Below are 16,249 nucleotides of genomic sequence, written 5' to 3' on the forward strand. Positions count from 1 at the left end.
CGCGGGACATCCGCGATGTCCTGGGCATGCACACAGGATGGGCGAAACTCATTGTGGCGGTGTACATCGCCGCGATCGTGGTAGTGACGGTCCAGACCAGGGAGGGGGCATCGGCATTCTGGCCGATGCTACTGGGAACGGCCTTGCTCGCAATGGGAACGATCGCGTTGATCACGCTGCCGGGCGATCCGCTTCCCTGGCCGGGAACGGTCGCGTTGACATTGGTGGGGCCGGTGGCCTGCATATTGTCGTTGTGGGTACTCCCGGCGCCGTTCCTGTCTCCATTGCAGGCGTGGACGCATGGTGCGGGGACGACGATTCTGTGTTTCCTCGGAGTCCGTGGTCGGTGGCCGGCGGCGTGGGCTGGCCTGGCGGCGATGATCGCGATCTACGGAGTGTGGGCAGCGGCTACCGGGCAGGGCGCCATGACGGGCGCGGTGTACGTCGTCGGGGATGCAGGGCCGCTGGCGATGGCGACGCTGTTGTCATTCACGCTGCGCCCCAACAGCGCAGCACTGCTGGCACTTCGTGATCGGGCCACGCAGGTGGCGGCCGTCGCGGCAGCAGAGCAGGCGGCACAGCAGGAACGGGACGCCGAACTGCAGTATCTGACCCAGCGTGCGACACCGCTCCTCGAGGAGATCGTGGCGACGGACCACTTGGCAAACCAAACGCGGGTGTCGTGCGAGCTGCTCGAGGCGCATCTGCGGGATCGGCTGCGGGCTCCCGCCCTCGCGGGTGCGGCGATCTCCGACGCGGCACGGGCGGCCCGCGAGCGGGGCGTCGAGGTGTTGCTGATCGACGACCACGGCATGGACGAGTCACCCCCGTCAGTGCGGCAAGCGATCGAGCAGGCGGTGGTCGAGGCGTTGCTGCAGGCATCGGAGGGGACGGTGCGAGTGCGGATTCTTCCGCAGGGCCGCGATGTTCTTGCCTCGATCCTGACCGGTGACGACGCGGGCACCCGCCGTGTCGACTTCGGTGTCGACGGTGTCAGCAGCATGGAGACTCGTTTGCCATCCGAAGCGTGACCCCCGGTCGGGGGGCACCCGGTTACCGGGCAGGGAAAGTTGCGGCTTCCGACGCGGTTCCAGCGAATCTAGCGTCGGGATTCGTAGTGGTCCCAACCTCCGGAGGTTCTTGTGCTGATGCAGTCGATCGTCCCAGAACGCAAGGCAATGAATGCCCAGCCGTCGTTGAGCCCGAGGGAGATCGAAGTTCTCAGGGCGTGGGTAGTCAGTGGTTCCAAGGATGCGGTCGCACGCCGCCTCTACATCACATCGTCAACCGTCAACACTCACATCTGTCGCATCCGCGAGAAGTACAACGATGCCGGTCGGTCCGCGAACACGAAGGCGAAGCTCCTGGCGCGGGCGTTGCAGGACGGGCACGTCCTCCTTGAGGAACTCTGAGCAGACCTCCGTTCGACAGGCCCGCAGCGACCAGCGGCATCAGCATCGCCCGTGGAGCCTATGAAACGAGATTCACCACCACTTCGGAGGTGACTGCAGCGCGGCCTTCTTGCGTGACAGCAGCAGTGACCACGTACTGGCCAACCGAAGGTGCCACAAACATGATTCCGGGATTGCCTACGAAACAACTCCCGACGCTCTTGCTGTAAGCAAGAGCTGGTCCATTCACCGTGATTGTGGTGCTACAGCCCGTTCCTGTTCCCCGGACCTCCTCGTCGCCGGCGAACGAGTTCACATGTACGTAGACGTTCTTCCTGCCCGCATTGTCTACGACGTAGGTGTTGTCAGCGACGCGATCGTAGGCCCACGTTTGCAACGCGACACGATCGACGATTCCTCGTTCCAGGCCAGGCGGAGCCGAGGGCGTCACCGCCGTCACCGACATCGTGCTGTCGGCTCCCGCTTCCTCGACTGTCGCGCGTGAGGCGATGTCGTCCGCCACGACGAAGGACGCTTCGTTGGTGAGCTCGAGGTTCCGCATGAGGTTGTCGTGGAAGCAGGGCCCACTGAGAATGTCGCCAAGTTGTCCGGTTTCGTTCCCATCCGTGACACCGATTCGGTAAAGCAGCTCGTCGTGTGCTGACACGAAGACGTTGCCCTGGTATCGGCACTGTCGGCTGAACGACCTGGTTGCACCCGAGGTTGCCGAGTCCAGGTCGACAGGGACGTCACCGAAGGGGATGCTTGCGGTGCTGACCGGGACACCGAACCACGAACGTTGGTCAAGGTCGAGTTGGATGTCGCCGGCCAACGCTGTGACCGGGACTGATCGCGGCCACGGAGCGAGGACCTTCATCTCTGGCGAACCGGTTCGCAGAGCAAGTCCCGCCTCGCTGGTGAAAGCTCCAATTGTGCTGTTACACGCACCGGCATTCTCAAGCGACTGGGTGGCCTGATACCCGCACCAACCGATGAAGAGTCGAATCGGCACCGTCGCGATGTCCGCGTTTCGGGCAAAATCCGATCCCGTGTTCGGCGTCCCGAAAGTGATCACCGAACTGACTCGGTCAGCGCGGCCACGATCCGCACCGAAGGCGTAGCGAGTCATGAGGCCTCCCATGGAATGCGCGACCACGATGACCTTCTCGCCGCCGGACCTGTCATAGAGGCAGTCGATCGCGGCACCAAGCGCGGGCCCGTTGGCTTCGTCATCGACCCAGCGTGCCGAGGTGTCGTGGTAATCGAAGCCGAAAGTCGCTGCACCTGCAATCGTTTGAAGCTGACCGATCAGGGAACGATCTCCCGCTGCCTGGCCTTCACGATTGGACGTGAGGTCGATCTTCCTGGAGAACGCACTCTGAATCGACGAACTGAATCCGTGGACGAACAGCACCGGTACCCACTTGCCTCTGGCATCGGGGCGCATCTTCACCGGGTGACCGTTGAGTTTGTCCGTGGAAGCCTCCGGTATGAAGTCGGCGGTGCCGCAGTTCCAACTGGAAGGACTGCCAGCGTCTTCGGCTGCTGAGGCTGGTCCGACAACTGCCACGAAGCTGCTGGCAAGGATGACGCAGAGGATCGCCGCGATGGCATGACGGCGTCGTGCTGCTGTCCGCAGGCGATGAATCGCTACTCGGTTGAGAAGGTCGTCAGCACTCGCCACTGCTCACCTTCCTTTGCCATCACGGCCAAGTAGTTCACGGCCCCCAAACCTGGCCTGGTGACTGAGACTTCGATCAGTCCTCCACCGATCTGATCGGGCCTCCAGGACGCCTCGTCAACCTCGATCGTGGTTCCCTCGGGAAACGCGGAATCGGGGGTGGATTGGAGGTCAGATCGCGTACCGGCTGACAGCAGCGCCTCAGGGTTAGAAGGAAGTGATTCGAGTGCGGCGGTCACCTCGGCTACCTCGGTGGCCGGACTCGTGACAGGAACAGGCTCCGGCGTTTCGGTGCCCTCTGGCTGGCCGTGCAACATCCACCACGCCGCGGCACCGATCCCCGCAGTCGCAAGGACGCCGCAGACCCCGGCCAACCGAACGCGGCCAGCAGTCATCGCGAACTACCCTGCACGTCGCCAACTCCTCCCAACCTCACGAATCCCCGAATCACGGCGGTCATCCAATCAGTACAGGTCTGACAGCGGATCGACCGTCCTACGAACAGATGACCCAAGGGGAGGGTGGCCGTACGGTGCCGGTCGTGAACAGTACCGAGATCACCGTCGCGACCTGGAACACCGGATGGGCGCCCTCCGCGGGTAGGCGAGGCCCGCTGGTCCGTGCGCGGCTGGCCGACACGACCGCGGACATCCTCGTGGTCACCGAAGGTCGCCGGGGACTGCTGCCGGACGGTGGGTACGTCGTCGACGCCGGCGACGACTGGGGTTACGGCCAGCAGCGGGACCGCCGCAAGGTCCTGCTCCGCTCCCGCTGGCCGCTCAGCGACGTCGATCGGCTCACCACCGGCGGGGGAGCTGGGCGGGTGGTGACCGCGCTGACCGCCGCGCCGGGAGGTCCGGTCCGGATCCTCGCCGTCTGCATCCCGTGGGACCGTGCCCACGTGAGTACCGGACGCCGTGACGCCACGGCGTGGTCCGAGCACCTCGACTGCCTCGACCAGCTCGAGGTGCTCGCCGCACGGTTCGACCCGGCGGTACCGACGGTGGTCGCCGGCGACTTCAACCAGCGTGTCCCGCGGGGCCGACAACCCGTGAGGGTCGCCGAGCGGCTGGCTGAGGTGATGGGCCGGTGGACGATTCACACTGCCGGCGACGTCGAGCACGGTCCGCTGATCGATCACGTCGCCTCCGACCTGACGTGCACCGGGCTGCGGACCTGGCCCGGATACGCCGCTGACCTCAAGCTCAGCGATCATTCCGGGGTTATGTGCCGGCTGGTATCGGCGGCGGCGATGTCATGAGGGCCGTTGCCGACATCACGTGAGTACGCCGTCGACGGCGAGTTCGAGTGCGGGGATGAGGCGACGGCCCTGCCGTCATGGTCCAAGCTGGAAGGGGAGGTTCCCGGTGATCGTGACTCCGAAGGTGGTTCGGCAGAAGCTGATGCAGGCCGCGGTGCTGGCGAAGATTGACCGGGAGGGTCTGCGGATCGACACCGACCAGGTCCGCGAGCGCCTGCGGGTGACCCGCGCCCACGTCTCCCGCGCCCCGTACCTCACCGACATGCTCGATCGGTGGGAGGAGATCGTCGAGGGCAACGACATTGACGCCGCCCGCGCTGTTGCCGTGCTCGAAGGCGAGACCGGCGACGAGATGCGCAACCTGTCTCCGCTCGGGGTGCTGCTGAGCGAGAGCGAACGCCTGCAGGTTCTCGACGAGCTCCGCGAGCAGTGGCCGCTGCCACGGTGACCCCGGCCGTCTGGCACTGAGTGACACGGCCCATTTCCGCTCCACCGCGGCTGTCAACGGGTAGGCGTGGTCGCGACCTATCGGTGTACTCCATTCGACTGACAGTGGATTCGGGCTGGTAGAACTCTCGTAAGCTCGCGATGGTCGCAGCTATGAGGGGGATCGACATGGCGCGCGTGGGACGAGTTCGACTAGTAGTCGCCGCGGGCAGTTCGGTTCTCGCACTCTTGGTCGCAGGATGCGGCGGGGACGCTGATTCCGCTCCTGCTCCGTCGAGCACTACAACGACAACGCGGGCGACCACCACCACTGCGAAGCCGACAACAACAACCGCGAAGCCGACGACGACTCAGCCCTCTGCGCCGCCGCCCGTCGTGACGCCGGTGTACACGCCGCCGCCTGTAACAACCACTGTGTACGTGCCGCCTGCGCCCGCACCGGTACCGTTCGTCGCTTCCGTACCTGAACCCGAACAGGCCCCTGCCGCAGTGGCGCCGGCTCCGGCCGCGCCGCCCGCATCTCGCGGGTACGCCTCGTACGGCAGCTGCGCCGACGTTCGCGCTGCTGGTGCGGCCCCGCTGTACACGGGGGACCCCGGATACAGCCGCAAGCTGGACCGCGACGGCGATGGTGTCGCTTGCGAGTAGCGCCCGAGATGGCGCATGGCGCAACGCCCTCGCCTGCAAAGGGCGAGGGCGTCGATACGCGTTATCGACCCATGAACCATGTAGTGGTGCAATAGATCTGTAGTCAGAAGAACTCGTGGCGCTGTTGTGAGACAGTGAAACCGTGTCCGACTCGCCCCGCAACAGCCGTCCTGACCTGCTGACACCCGTGCACCGATGACCTGGCAGGGCCAACTGGTCACCACCCCGATCGGGGTGGCCCTGGTGACCGCTCTGTGGTTCGTTGCCGGCCTTCCGAGTGTGTTCTTGTGGGCGCTGCCGATCGCTGCTGTGGCCGGGCTGCTGTTCGGGGTGTGCGCGCTCGCCGGCGCCCGGGTCGCGATCAGACTCGCGCGGGCGACGGCGCCGAGGCCCTGGCAGTGGCGGCAGATGTTCGCCGTCTGTGTCGGGTTCTCCACGCTACTGCTCACCCTCCCGGCGGCGGCATGGATCGACCTCGCGACGGTGCTCGCACCCTGCCTGATCGCCGCTGGTGGATACCTGTGCGCACTGCTGATCTGCCCGCCACTCGAACGAGCGATCACCGACGTCGCCAGGCCCGACGCCCACGGGAGGTGACGGCGGAACCACAATCAGACGTCACAGAGACGACCAAATCTGAGGCACTGTCGTCGACGCCTTCGACTCGCGCTCAGTCCTGATCCGCCTTCACGCATTCCGTACTTCAGCGACTCCGCACGATCACGTGGCTTGTCAGTTGTGGTCGGTCCTCACGCGCATGGATCTTCTGCGCCGGATGAAAACGGGACTCGTACCGCGACACGATCGACTCGGCATTTCCGTAATAGTGCAGATCTCGCGGCCGCATCACCGCACGCCGCAGAGATTCGTCGAAACTCACGTCCACCCAGATACGCAGATCGAACTGATCGAACAGAGGACCTCGGAAAAGCAGTACTCCCTCCACGATCACGAGGGCCCGTTCAGATACTCGGGCACGGGACTCGACCGCGTCGTCCGTCTCCGGATCGGTCGAGACGTAGGAAATTTCAGTGACGGCCGCTGACCGTAGCGGCTCAAGCACGCGAAGGCTGAGGTGCGAATAGTCATAGGCATCGTCGAGGTAGCCGCGCACCGTATCTGGGTTGTTGTTTCGGACCGCTTTCGTAGTCGAGAACTCGTCGCCACGGATGACCAACACGTCGTGCCCGAGAGTCGAGAGCCGATTCGCCAGCTCGTCGGTGATCGTCGATTTTCCGGAGGCCTCGATCCCCGAGATTCCGACGATGGTGCGACCGCCCCGACCTCGGTGACAGTGGATGACGCGATCAAGGAGAGAACTCGAGTTCTCGCAGTCAACGATTGCCTGTTGGGTCAACCCAGTTTCGATGGCAACGTCCAGGTCACGTCGATCCGCCACAATGCGCGCCTTTCGATTTGAGTGGAATGAACCTACACCCCGGGTCACCCGGCGCCGACGCGGCCGACGCGTAAGCCATCCAGCCCGGGAGGCGCCCACGAAGAGGACAGGAACTCTCGACGAGTCGACGAGAATCAGGTTCGTGAAGGCCGATGAGTGGAACCATGCGCCCGAGAGCTACGACTGCCCTTTCTGTCGCTTTGCTGGCGGCAGCTACGACAGTCTGAATGCGTCGACCGACCTCGTGGCGACGACATTGCACGCGTTCGCGCGAGTCTCGCCGAAATGGTGGCCAAACAACCGCGGCCACGTCATTGTCGCCCCGGTCGAGCACTTCGAGAACCTGTATGCGCTGCCTTCTGTCGTCGGCCATGCTGTTTTTGATCTGACCCGCGCCATTGCGGTCGCAATGCGCGAAACCTATGGGTGCTCCGGAATCTCGACTCGCCAACACAACGAACCAGCGGGCAATCAAGACGTCTGGCATCACCATGTCCACGTGTTTCCCCGCTATCCGAACGACCAGCTGTACACCCGGCATGATGAGGCTGCGTACGTCAGCACGGAGGAGCGAGCCCCGTATAGCGCTCTCCTGCGCGCGCACCTCCGTCTCCACAGCTAGTAGGGTGCACCGCGGGCACCCGACCCACGACCAGATGCTGGCGGCGCCTACGACACTGCAGCTGATCAGGGCGCCGGTGATTCCGGCCATGCCTTGCTTGTGGTTGGGTCTTGCCGTGTCGCAGCCCCGGTCGCGCTCACAGCGGCACTTCTGCGCTGGCGCACGCGATCATCGAAGTCTGCCAACTAGGGGACTTGACCGAATTGACCGACAGACGAGGAGCGGTTCGTGACCGACGAGTTCGCGGCCTACCGCCGGACAGTGGGCGGCGTCAGCTTCACCGACGTGGGGGAAGGTCCGGTCACGTTGTTCGTGCACGGGGTTTTCACCAACGGAAGGCTCTGGCGCAATTGTGTGCAGCTGTTGTCCCACCGCCGGCGCTGCATCAGCGTCGACCTCCCGGGCCACGGACACACACCCCCACTGGGGGAGCCGTCGGTGTGGGGGCTCGCCGACGCCGTTGACACTGTCATCCGTGAGCTGGACCTGCACGACATCCACCTCGTGGGCAACGACACCGGTGGCGCCGTCGCTCAGGTCGTGCTGACCCGAGACCCGCAGCTGTTCACGTCGTTCGCGCTCACCAACTGCGATACCGAGGGCAACTTCCCTCCACCGGCGTTCCGGCCCGCCGTCTGGGCTGCCAGGGCTGGCCTGCTGCGCGCGGCCGCCCCCTTGGCCAAGCGGCCCAAGCTCGGCAAGCAGATCTACCGCACCGGCTACCAGGATGTCTCCGCTGTCCCCGACGACGTCATCACCGACTACCTGACACCGACCCTGGGCAGCCGCGAGGGCGTTCGCTTCATGACGGCCTTGTTGTCGTCGATGACGCCCGAGCTCCTCGCCCCGATCCGGCCTGGCCTCAGCGCGTGCAAGGTACCCACCGCCATCGTGTGGGGCACCGGCGACATCTTCTTCCGCCGCCACTGGGCTGACTGGCTCGTTGACCTGATTCCCGGCGCCAGCGGCGTCGTCGAGGTTCCCGGTGCGAGGCTGTTCTTCCCGGACGAGCGGGCGCACGAGCTCGTCGACGCGCTGGAGGCGCACTGGGTATCCGGGCAAACCGGTGACGAGACTCAACGAGGTTAGTCACCGAGCACATCGGACCGCAGGTGCTCACTCGGTGCGGTCACACACCGGTTCCGCCGCGTGATTCGCCGTGATCTACGCGGCGATCAAAGGCAACGCGGCGGCGTAGTCGCTCCGGTGTTGACCCGATCCGACTTTTCCTCCGAGATTCCGAGACCTGGCCGGTTCTTGGACGCTGTCCGACCCACCTGCTTCGGTAGGCAAGTTACGGTTCGGCCATGCAGTCGAGCCGGATTCCCACGATCGTGTCCTTCGCTATGTCTGCTGCGTTGCTAGGAGTCACCGGCTGGCTCGGGCGCGGGGGCTTCCTTTCGTTGTTCGCCTTTCTCGGCGCTGCTGTGTTTGCGGTCGGCGCCTGCGACATGGCGGTGCGCGTGTACCGGATCCGAGGTGGACCCAGTTCCGAATCGCCCGAGTGACGACCTGATCGATCAAACTACGGTCTGTCTGGGGAACACCGAACTGTTCCGCCGTGCGCTGTGCCAACTACCTGACAACCTGCCAACTACGGTGACCGTTCACAGGAAGAACAACGACTGTGAATTGCCAACACAGTTGGCAACTACCGAGGCTACGACCTGCGGTATGACAACTATTCCGACCACGACCGGCCGCGATCGTTGTCATCGAAGTTGGCAATTGTTCGCGCGTTGCTCGATCTGGGCCGTGTTATGCGTGGAGCTCGTTGGTGATTGCTGCACGGAGGGAGTCGTGTGCCGGGGTGAGGGCATGGGAGGGATCTGTCCAGCGGTCGGAGGGGTACAGCCACACGGGCATGCGTCGGTGTTGCTCGGGTTCCCATTCGTATCGGGGCCAGATGTGAGTGTGGAGGAAGGCGTCTGTGTTGCCGAGGATCTCGATGTTTACTCGACGAAACTGGCTGTCGGCCTGTCTGCATGCGTGTTCGACGGCGCTGGCTAGTCGGTCGATGCTCTCGAGGTAGGCGAGGCGTCGCGGCCGTGGGAGGTCGCTGAGCTGGGTGATGATGGGGTCGTCGGTCAGCAGGACACAGTAGCCGGGCAGCCATTGGACGTCGCCGATCGCAGCGAACGCCTCGGGTAGCCGAGTGAGGACGGTCGGGTTCTGTCCACGCAGGGCCGATTCCACTCGGGCCTGTTTCCAGTTAGTCACCGCACCGATTGTGCCGGAGGCACTGCGATGGGCCCACCATTCCGATATCCCGCCGGCTCAGATAATCGGCCGACCGGCGACGTCGGGAATGTCAGCTGCTCGATCTGAGTGGCCCGATCCCGCCGATCGCCCACGCCAGGATGCTGTGCCAACTACCTGACAAATTGCCAACTACGGTGACCGTTCACAACGACGCCGAGGGAGTGCGTAGCAGCAAGTTGAAATTTCAAAGATAAACACAGTTATCTGCGAAATACCTTGGAGCACATGTGAATACAGACTTCGGTCGGTCGGTCGTCGGCCGGGTCGGCCGTTCACCGTCTCAGCCCACGGCGCCGAGGGCCGCAATAGCGTGTGCACCCTCGAACAGATCCTGAGTGTCGTGCCACGCCTCACTACCAGCCAGAAGCCACTGCTGATCCGCAACGAAATCGTCTCTCCGCAGCGCGATCTCGATCGCCTTGCTCGGATCGCTCGGCGAAGCGACCACGACCGTCCCGACCGGCAGCGCCGACACCTCTTCCCATAACAGCCCGTCCGCGACAACCTCCATCATCAGCGCAACATTCGTGCCCAACTTACTCAGGCGTTTTCGCGCAGACCGCACACCCGCAATCGTCACAGTGACGATTCGATACCATGCCTCGCCGCCCGCATCCACGGCAGCGTCCATCCATCCGCCCGGCCGGCGTAGTGTTCGATTCTGTTGGCGCACAGGTGGATCGCCGCGGAGACTACAGCAGCTGCTGCTGCTGCTCGCTCGCTCGTCGCTGTGACTGGTCTACGTAGTTGGCCGATGGTCACCTAGTTGGCAGACTTCGATGATCGCGTGCGCCAGCGCCGAAGTGCCGCTGTGAGCGCGATCGCGCTGGCGACGGCAAGACCGAACCACAGCAAGGCATGGCCGGAATTGCCGACGCCCTGATCATCAGCTGCGGTGTCGTAGGCGCCGCCAGCATCTGTTCGTGGGTCGGGTGCCCGCGGTGCGCCGTACACGGTCAGCACAGCGTCGCGCGTGCGCTGGTTGGCTGATTCGGTCGTGGCCGCGCAGCTGTCGGCCGCCCACCGTGCGCCGGCGGTGGCGTATGTGGAGGTGAAGACGAGGTATTCCACACCGACGTCGAAGCTACGCCCGCAGGAAGCGCTGTCCACACTCGACGACACCACCGTCGTCGCGGCGACGTCTCCCTTGAACACCTCTCGGACCGCGAAGTCGTAGAACCTGGTTCGGTCCTCGATGCGTTCCGCGGTGACCGTCCCGGTGAACACCGACGCGCCGATCGACACATGCTCGACGAGGTTGGGACCATCTGGCTCATATCGGCACGAGCAGGCGTAGGCCACGCCGGGACTGGACAACGGCAAGGCCCCGGCCAAACCGGCCACTAACAGGATCGACAGCAACCATCGCACCGCGGTGCCCCCCTGTTCCGGTCGGCGGCCACCGACCGGAATCGATGCTATCCGGCTCTGGTCCTCGACATCGGTCCTGCACAGTCACGACTGTCAAGGTTCTTGGAGGACACAGGAGGCATGGTCACTGACGTTTCGTGGGTGACGGCTGTGGGCACGCGGCTTACATGTCCGCTCGAAGGGCAGAGTCACGCCTGGCTGCCGCCACCGAAGCGGTCGCTCGCTGGTCCGGCTCTGCCTGGGCACCCGCGGCGGCTGCGGCCGTGATCGCGGCGCTTGTGGTCGTCGGCGCTCTCGGCGACTTCTCGACTGGGTGGGCGTACGCCGTCCACACCGCTGGCGTCTTCGTCAGCGTGTTCATGCTGTTCGTCGTCCAGCACACCACCAACCGAGAATCGCACGCCATCCTGGTCAAGCTCGACGAACTCATCCACTCGTCAGCCCGCGCGCACAACGAACTGATCGACGTCGAGGACGAACAGGTCAGTGAACAGGAGAAACTGCACGACGAACTGCATCACGACCACTGAACAGCCTTGGAGTCATCTGGTTCATCGACTCGGCGCCACCAGTCACGCACTCGACGACCTGTCCATGCTGCCCACCGCCTCGGGCCTGTACCTCGGCCTTTCCACCGGGCTACCACGCAATGCGGGGAGAACGTGCAGACCAAGTAGCCGCTGCCTGAACCGAATTGGCGCCCGACATCGCCACTGCGCACTCCCCTGCGTCGTCCCCCATACCCACCGCAGACTCGCAGGCGTCACGGTGACGGTTCAGCACCATGCCCGCACTCGCATCCACCATCCAGTCACACTTCGCGCGGTCCTCGCGATCGGAACCACCACTGGCCGCGCTCCTCGCGGCCCGAACCGCAGCCCCACCCACACCCAACCCGAGGTAGAGGAATCAGACAGCCACGTCGGCTCGAGCGTCCATGAGGCCTGACGCACCGACGCACCTCCGACACAGCGTTGACACAGAACACCGTCGGCGAGCGATCAACAGGGTATGACCGTCGAATAGTGGAGACCTACCATGGACGCTCGCAGAACTACACGGCTCACCCGCGTAATCGCTACGGGAGCACTCACCACGATGGCCATCTTGGCTGTCGCCTGCGGCGGAGACGACGACGCATCTTCCGACCGCGACGCCGAGTTCAACCAGCGCGTCAGTACAGAGAACCTCGACGTCGACACCGACTTCGCTCGCCAACAGAGCCAGAACACGTGCACCGACCTCGCGGAATCCACCAACGATCCGGCGAATGTCGACCCCATCGAGGTCTACTCCATCGTGCAGAAGATCGCCGTCCGGACCGGGATGTCCGAGGATGACGCGGTCACGCTGGTCGGACTAGGCATCGACATCTACTGTCCCGAGTACAAGGCCAGTTGGAACCGCTGACCGCTCGGATTTGAGCGTGCCACCCGGAGCCGGGCGGCCTCCACTGATCGTTCGCTCACTCCCCCTCCGGCCCGTCCTCGACCTCATCACCGCTGCCCGCGCGGCCTACGGCACCAGCGCCTGACCCGGGCGAGCCGTGGTGTCGGTTCGGTCGGTTATGGTGCGGCGCATGCACAGAGACGAGGACCTGCAGAGGCTGGTGGCTGCGGTGCGGGAGCTCGACCCGCAGCCGAGGCAGCGGCGATGGGTGAGCGTGAGCTTCTGTGTGCTCGACGCGGTATTCAGTATCGGTGCGCACTACGACCGCCACGTCGTGCCAGTCGTTGGGCGGGTCGCAGCGGACTTCGGTGTCGCATCGCCATCGGTGCCGATGTCGGTGCCGGAGTCCGCGGATCCGGTCCCTCTCGACGCATTCCTCGACCGTTACCCGTCGTCCGACGAGCTCCTCGCTGTCGCGAAGAATCGGCAGAACACCTCAACCCGTGGCGGCATCCGCAAAGCCGACGCAGTCTTGCGGTACGCCGCAGTACTGCACGAAAACCAGGTGAGCACCCTCGACGAGGCCCGAAAGCTACTGATCGACGACAGTCGCTTGAACGCAGTCGAATCGGCGTTGCGACAGGTCCCGGGCGAGGGCGCCTCGGGCGTGCGCCGCGGCTACTTGTGGATGCTGATCGGGGACCAGGACACCGTCAAACCCGACCGGATGGTGCTTCGGTGGCTCGCGCGCCACGGCGCCGAAACAACACCGGATTCGGCGCGTCTGCTGTTGCGTGACATCGCCCGCGAGCTGAGTGTCGGCATAGACCGGCGCATCACTGCGTGGGAGGTCGATCACGCCATCTGGCAGGACGCCCGCTCCAAACACTGATGGTCGGCGGTGTCGACCTGCACACGCAGGGATGCGTAGGCCTTCTCGACTCCGCTCTCCCGTTGGGTCGTCTGTTCGCAGGACAGTCGATCCACTGTTCGACCTGTGAGCAGCAGGCACCGGTGATGGTCCCGCGTAGCACCCATCCGGCGCGGCTGGCGAAGTGTTCGATTCTGGCGGCGCACAGGTGTGCACAGAACAACCAGGGGCCGAGTAACACCCCGTCGGCAGCCACGATGTCCTAGGCAAAGGAAAGGGAGACATGTACACCAGACCACAGATGCCATCCGCTCCCGAGGTAGCGCCGGAGTTGCAGCCGGTCGTGAGTTTCGTCTGGGGTGTTGCGTACTCGGTATGGATGGGCCTCGGTGGAGATCCTTGGAGCTTTTATCCGCCCTCCGGAAGCTGACGAACCGGCCCGAGCGAAGCGCGCCCAGCATCCACCGCCGCGAGATGTCGAGCTGGAGACGAGATCAGACGAACTGCATGGGGCCAACGCCACCGGCACCCCAACTACCTGCAGTTCAGCAAGCTATTCAAGCACCGAGTAGGCACCGTCAAGGCACCCCTGCTGGTAGTCGTCGATGTCGTAGTCACCCTCGGCCGCAAGAGCAATGGTCAAGCAATTGGAGTCGACTTGAGCAGTCGTCAAGCCGCCGCCTCCAGCACTTATCAGCGCTCTGGCCGTCTCTCCATAACGCACCCCGTCGTCCCAGCCCTCCTGATATGACGCCTCGTCACGCGAGTTCGCGGCGAAGCCCGCAACTACGACAATCACGGGCAGCAGGGCGACTGCTGCGATGATGATCCGTCTCCATCGCAGGACGAAATCCCAGAACGCGGATGGCTGCTGCAGGCGCCCGACCGACTGCTGATCCCGCGGTGGTAGCGATTGCGGAGGAAGTGTTCCAGACACATCAGGGTTGTCCTGCGTGTCCCACTCCTCGCCGTCCCACCAACGGATCGTCTGGGTGGCGGCATCGCGGTACCAACCGGCAGGCGGTAGCTCACTATCTGACCGCGGTTGCTCAGGGTTGCTGCCGGTCAACGCATCTCCTATCGAGGATGGATGGCGAAACTATCGCACAGCAGCCGGATGGCTGGGTGTGCAGTAGCAGTACCGACCGACGACGGGCCGAGAGGATGGAGCATACGGGCCAGGGCCCGATCGTCATGCGGGACAACGTCACCTCCTGCATGAATCGCCAGGATAAAGGGAATTGCGTGGCGATCGAGGCCCATGCGGGAGGATTGGTGGATGACAGTCCGTCCCAGGTACCGCCGACTCGCCGTCGCACTGGTGGCCCTTGCCGCCCCCGTCGTCGCCGCGTGCGGATCGACGGACGACACCCCCGAGTACGAGTGCCTCGACGTCCGCCGTCACGGAGCGGATCGCCATGCCGGCCATGGCCGCCAATCCCATCGTCCCGATCACCATCACCGACACGGCCGCGATCAAGGCGATCGACAACTACATACATCGCAGCCCAATTCACCGCAGCTGGAGCGTCAACGAAACCGGTGTCTGGGCGACGGCGAGCATCAAGGGCGCGGGCGCCCAGATCTACTCAACCGAATGCTTCTCGCACGAGTTCACCCGCTGGCCGGAGGCGCCCGGGATCAGGCACTCGATCGCGGTTACATGCGATCGATAGATCCAAACCTGTTGGTGCGCAACCCATCCAAAGCTACCGATAAACTCATGGCACTATCGGCATCGGCCTACGACCGTGCGCGGGAACGGCCTATCAGCACCGTTCTCGCGCATCGCCTTGTTGGCTAAGTTTGGCCTGCTACAAGGGCTACTCGACGTCGGTTTGGTGATCAGCACGCCATGCCCGAAGCGCTACCGCCATCCAGCCGACTGCAAGCACAAACGCTAGGGCCCATCCGGCGATCGCGAATACGGGTCGGTCGATGAGAACAGCCCCCATCACGCACACCACGATCAAGGCTCCGAATACGAGAGGCACTCGACGGTCATCGAACATTCCGTTTCTTCCTTTCGATCCGGCAACGCTACAGCCAGACTAGTTCCAGGCACGATTCACGCAGTTGGCGACTGCTCGACCACTGAAGCCGATAACCACGAGAAGATGCAGGAGCACTACTCGCAGCCCCGCTCGGCCACGACCTTCGCCACCAGCGACCAACGGCCGCCAGGGAAAGACTCACTTTGCTATCAAGCCGGGAGCCGTTCGAACACCGACCCTTTCACCTCGGTGCAGGTCGATGAGGGAAGCGTTGACCTGCACCGCTATAAGGTTTGCGGGCTTTCCAGCGCAATGTGACAGGCTAGGCTGCGAAGATGTCGCGAGCGGTGTGGTGGGCCTCAGCCGTGGCTGCGCTGGCAATTACCGTGTGGGTCGGCAACTCACCGATGGCTGACGTGTCGATGTCGTGCTCGAAGATCGGCGAACTGTATCTCGATGATGACCGCACCACCTTTCAGTGCGACGACTCGATCAGGCGCGTGCTGGGGATTCGGCCGCTGGTCTATCTGGGTCTGTGCTCACGACACCGCCCGTGGTGGCGGCATTGGCAATGCGAAAGTGGGTTTCCTGGTTGGCAGTCGCCGTGCTCGCCGGGCTTTCAGTCGCGGGGATCGCGAACTGGGCTTCCTACTGGAGAGTGCTGCTCTTCGCTGTTCCCCTGGCGGCTCTTGGTTGGATCGCTGTTGTCTTGCAGCAGGCCGGTCCCCACCTTGAACGACAGCGGAGTGGATCGGATGCTGCCCTCGTGGGCCGCTTTGAAAGGCCAGACGTGCCCTAGCTGTATGAGGCCATGACGTTGGTGACACCGGCGTGGAGTCGGGTCGCTGGCGGCCGGTTTCCGGCGGCAGTGTGGGGTCGATGGTAGTTGTAGTGGACGTTCCAGACCGCGAGT

Annotated in this window: 18 protein-coding genes and 1 pseudogene; 12 read left to right on the forward strand and 7 right to left on the reverse strand. The window is 64.2% G+C overall.

All coding sequences use genetic code 11. The annotated features are described in order from the left end of the window. Positions 1 to 26 precede the first annotated feature (26 nt). Both FFS72_RS23875 and FFS72_RS23880 read left to right on the forward strand, forming a co-directional pair. The gene (locus FFS72_RS23875; RefSeq protein ID WP_502704152.1) at positions 27 to 1,031 is read left to right on the forward strand and encodes a DUF8320 family protein; all 1,005 of its coding nucleotides are present in this window, start codon (positions 27 to 29) and stop codon (positions 1,029 to 1,031) included. A 117-nt stretch (positions 1,032 to 1,148) separates the two neighbouring features. Next, positions 1,149 to 1,412, forward strand: coding sequence for a LuxR C-terminal-related transcriptional regulator (locus tag FFS72_RS23880; RefSeq protein WP_137876282.1), 264 nt, complete (start codon positions 1,149 to 1,151; stop codon positions 1,410 to 1,412). Between the two features lie 58 nt (positions 1,413 to 1,470). On the opposite strand, the gene FFS72_RS23885 is transcribed toward FFS72_RS23880, so the two are convergent. Beyond that, positions 1,471 to 3,075, reverse strand: a complete 1,605-nt coding sequence (locus FFS72_RS23885) for an esterase/lipase family protein (protein WP_137876283.1) — start codon at positions 3,073 to 3,075, stop codon at positions 1,471 to 1,473. Between the two features lie 538 nt (positions 3,076 to 3,613). Here FFS72_RS23885 and FFS72_RS23890 point away from each other — a divergent pair. The 4 genes from FFS72_RS23890 (at position 3,614) to FFS72_RS23905 (ending at position 6,025) form a co-directional block, all read left to right on the forward strand. Then, positions 3,614 to 4,333, forward strand: a complete 720-nt coding sequence (locus FFS72_RS23890; RefSeq protein ID WP_249353494.1) for an endonuclease/exonuclease/phosphatase family protein — start codon at positions 3,614 to 3,616, stop codon at positions 4,331 to 4,333. A 106-nt stretch (positions 4,334 to 4,439) separates the two neighbouring features. After that, on the forward strand, positions 4,440 to 4,781 hold the full coding sequence (locus FFS72_RS23895) for a hypothetical protein (RefSeq protein WP_249353495.1): 342 nt from the start codon (positions 4,440 to 4,442) through the stop codon (positions 4,779 to 4,781). Positions 4,782 to 4,948: 167 nt separating this feature from the next. Further along, positions 4,949 to 5,428, forward strand: coding sequence for an excalibur calcium-binding domain-containing protein (locus FFS72_RS23900; RefSeq protein WP_249353496.1), 480 nt, complete (start codon positions 4,949 to 4,951; stop codon positions 5,426 to 5,428). A 195-nt stretch (positions 5,429 to 5,623) separates the two neighbouring features. Further along, positions 5,624 to 6,025, forward strand: coding sequence for a hypothetical protein (locus FFS72_RS23905; RefSeq protein WP_137876287.1), 402 nt, complete (start codon positions 5,624 to 5,626; stop codon positions 6,023 to 6,025). 106 nt (positions 6,026 to 6,131) lie between these two features. On the opposite strand, the gene FFS72_RS23910 is transcribed toward FFS72_RS23905, so the two are convergent. Next, the gene (locus FFS72_RS23910; protein WP_249353497.1) at positions 6,132 to 6,827 is read right to left on the reverse strand and encodes a uridine kinase; all 696 of its coding nucleotides are present in this window, start codon (positions 6,825 to 6,827) and stop codon (positions 6,132 to 6,134) included. 142 nt (positions 6,828 to 6,969) lie between these two features. Here FFS72_RS23910 and FFS72_RS23915 point away from each other — a divergent pair, with 142 nt between their 5' ends. Beyond that, complete coding sequence (locus FFS72_RS23915; protein WP_212744387.1) at positions 6,970 to 7,449, forward strand: HIT family protein; 480 nt, start codon at positions 6,970 to 6,972, stop codon at positions 7,447 to 7,449. Between the two features lie 228 nt (positions 7,450 to 7,677). Further along, on the forward strand, positions 7,678 to 8,538 hold the full coding sequence (locus tag FFS72_RS23920; RefSeq protein WP_137876289.1) for an alpha/beta fold hydrolase: 861 nt from the start codon (positions 7,678 to 7,680) through the stop codon (positions 8,536 to 8,538). Between the two features lie 669 nt (positions 8,539 to 9,207). Here the strand turns inward: FFS72_RS23920 and FFS72_RS23925 are convergent. The 3 genes from FFS72_RS23925 to FFS72_RS23935 form a co-directional block, all read right to left on the reverse strand. After that, a complete protein-coding gene (locus tag FFS72_RS23925) occupies positions 9,208 to 9,669 on the reverse strand; it encodes an HIT family protein (protein WP_137876290.1) in 462 nt (153 codons plus the stop codon). 322 nt (positions 9,670 to 9,991) lie between these two features. Beyond that, the gene (locus tag FFS72_RS23930; protein WP_137876291.1) at positions 9,992 to 10,342 is read right to left on the reverse strand and encodes a hypothetical protein; all 351 of its coding nucleotides are present in this window, start codon (positions 10,340 to 10,342) and stop codon (positions 9,992 to 9,994) included. A 131-nt stretch (positions 10,343 to 10,473) separates the two neighbouring features. After that, positions 10,474 to 11,073 (reverse strand): hypothetical protein, encoded by a 600-nt coding sequence (locus tag FFS72_RS23935; protein ID WP_137876292.1) that lies wholly within the window; start codon positions 11,071 to 11,073, stop codon positions 10,474 to 10,476. Positions 11,074 to 11,249: 176 nt separating this feature from the next. Here FFS72_RS23935 and FFS72_RS23940 point away from each other — a divergent pair, with 176 nt between their 5' ends. The 3 genes from FFS72_RS23940 to FFS72_RS23950 all read left to right on the forward strand — a co-directional run bounded on the left by FFS72_RS23940 (position 11,250) and on the right by FFS72_RS23950 (position 13,363). Then, the gene (locus tag FFS72_RS23940; RefSeq protein ID WP_137876293.1) at positions 11,250 to 11,612 is read left to right on the forward strand and encodes a low affinity iron permease family protein; all 363 of its coding nucleotides are present in this window, start codon (positions 11,250 to 11,252) and stop codon (positions 11,610 to 11,612) included. 568 nt (positions 11,613 to 12,180) lie between these two features. Further along, positions 12,181 to 12,492: a DUF732 domain-containing protein gene (locus FFS72_RS23945; protein WP_171018806.1), complete on the forward strand. Its 312-nt coding sequence runs from the start codon at positions 12,181 to 12,183 to the stop codon at positions 12,490 to 12,492. Between the two features lie 169 nt (positions 12,493 to 12,661). Further along, positions 12,662 to 13,363 (forward strand): DUF8548 family protein, encoded by a 702-nt coding sequence (locus tag FFS72_RS23950; protein ID WP_137876295.1) that lies wholly within the window; start codon positions 12,662 to 12,664, stop codon positions 13,361 to 13,363. Positions 13,364 to 13,895: 532 nt separating this feature from the next. On the opposite strand, the gene FFS72_RS23955 is transcribed toward FFS72_RS23950, so the two are convergent. After that, on the reverse strand, positions 13,896 to 14,411 hold the full coding sequence (locus tag FFS72_RS23955) for a DUF2510 domain-containing protein (protein ID WP_171018807.1): 516 nt from the start codon (positions 14,409 to 14,411) through the stop codon (positions 13,896 to 13,898). 358 nt (positions 14,412 to 14,769) lie between these two features. On the opposite strand from FFS72_RS23955, the gene FFS72_RS23960 reads away from it, so the two are divergent. Beyond that, positions 14,770 to 15,018, forward strand: coding sequence for a hypothetical protein (locus tag FFS72_RS23960; RefSeq protein WP_137876297.1), 249 nt, complete (start codon positions 14,770 to 14,772; stop codon positions 15,016 to 15,018). 1,113 nt (positions 15,019 to 16,131) lie between these two features. On the opposite strand, the pseudogene FFS72_RS23970 reads toward FFS72_RS23960, so the two are convergent. Then, positions 16,132 to 16,249: pseudogene (locus tag FFS72_RS23970) on the reverse strand (IS481 family transposase); the annotation flags it as partial.

The organism is Rhodococcus sp. Q (assembly GCF_005503035.1).
In the GTDB taxonomy this organism is placed as follows: domain Bacteria; phylum Actinomycetota; class Actinomycetes; order Mycobacteriales; family Mycobacteriaceae; genus Rhodococcus_G.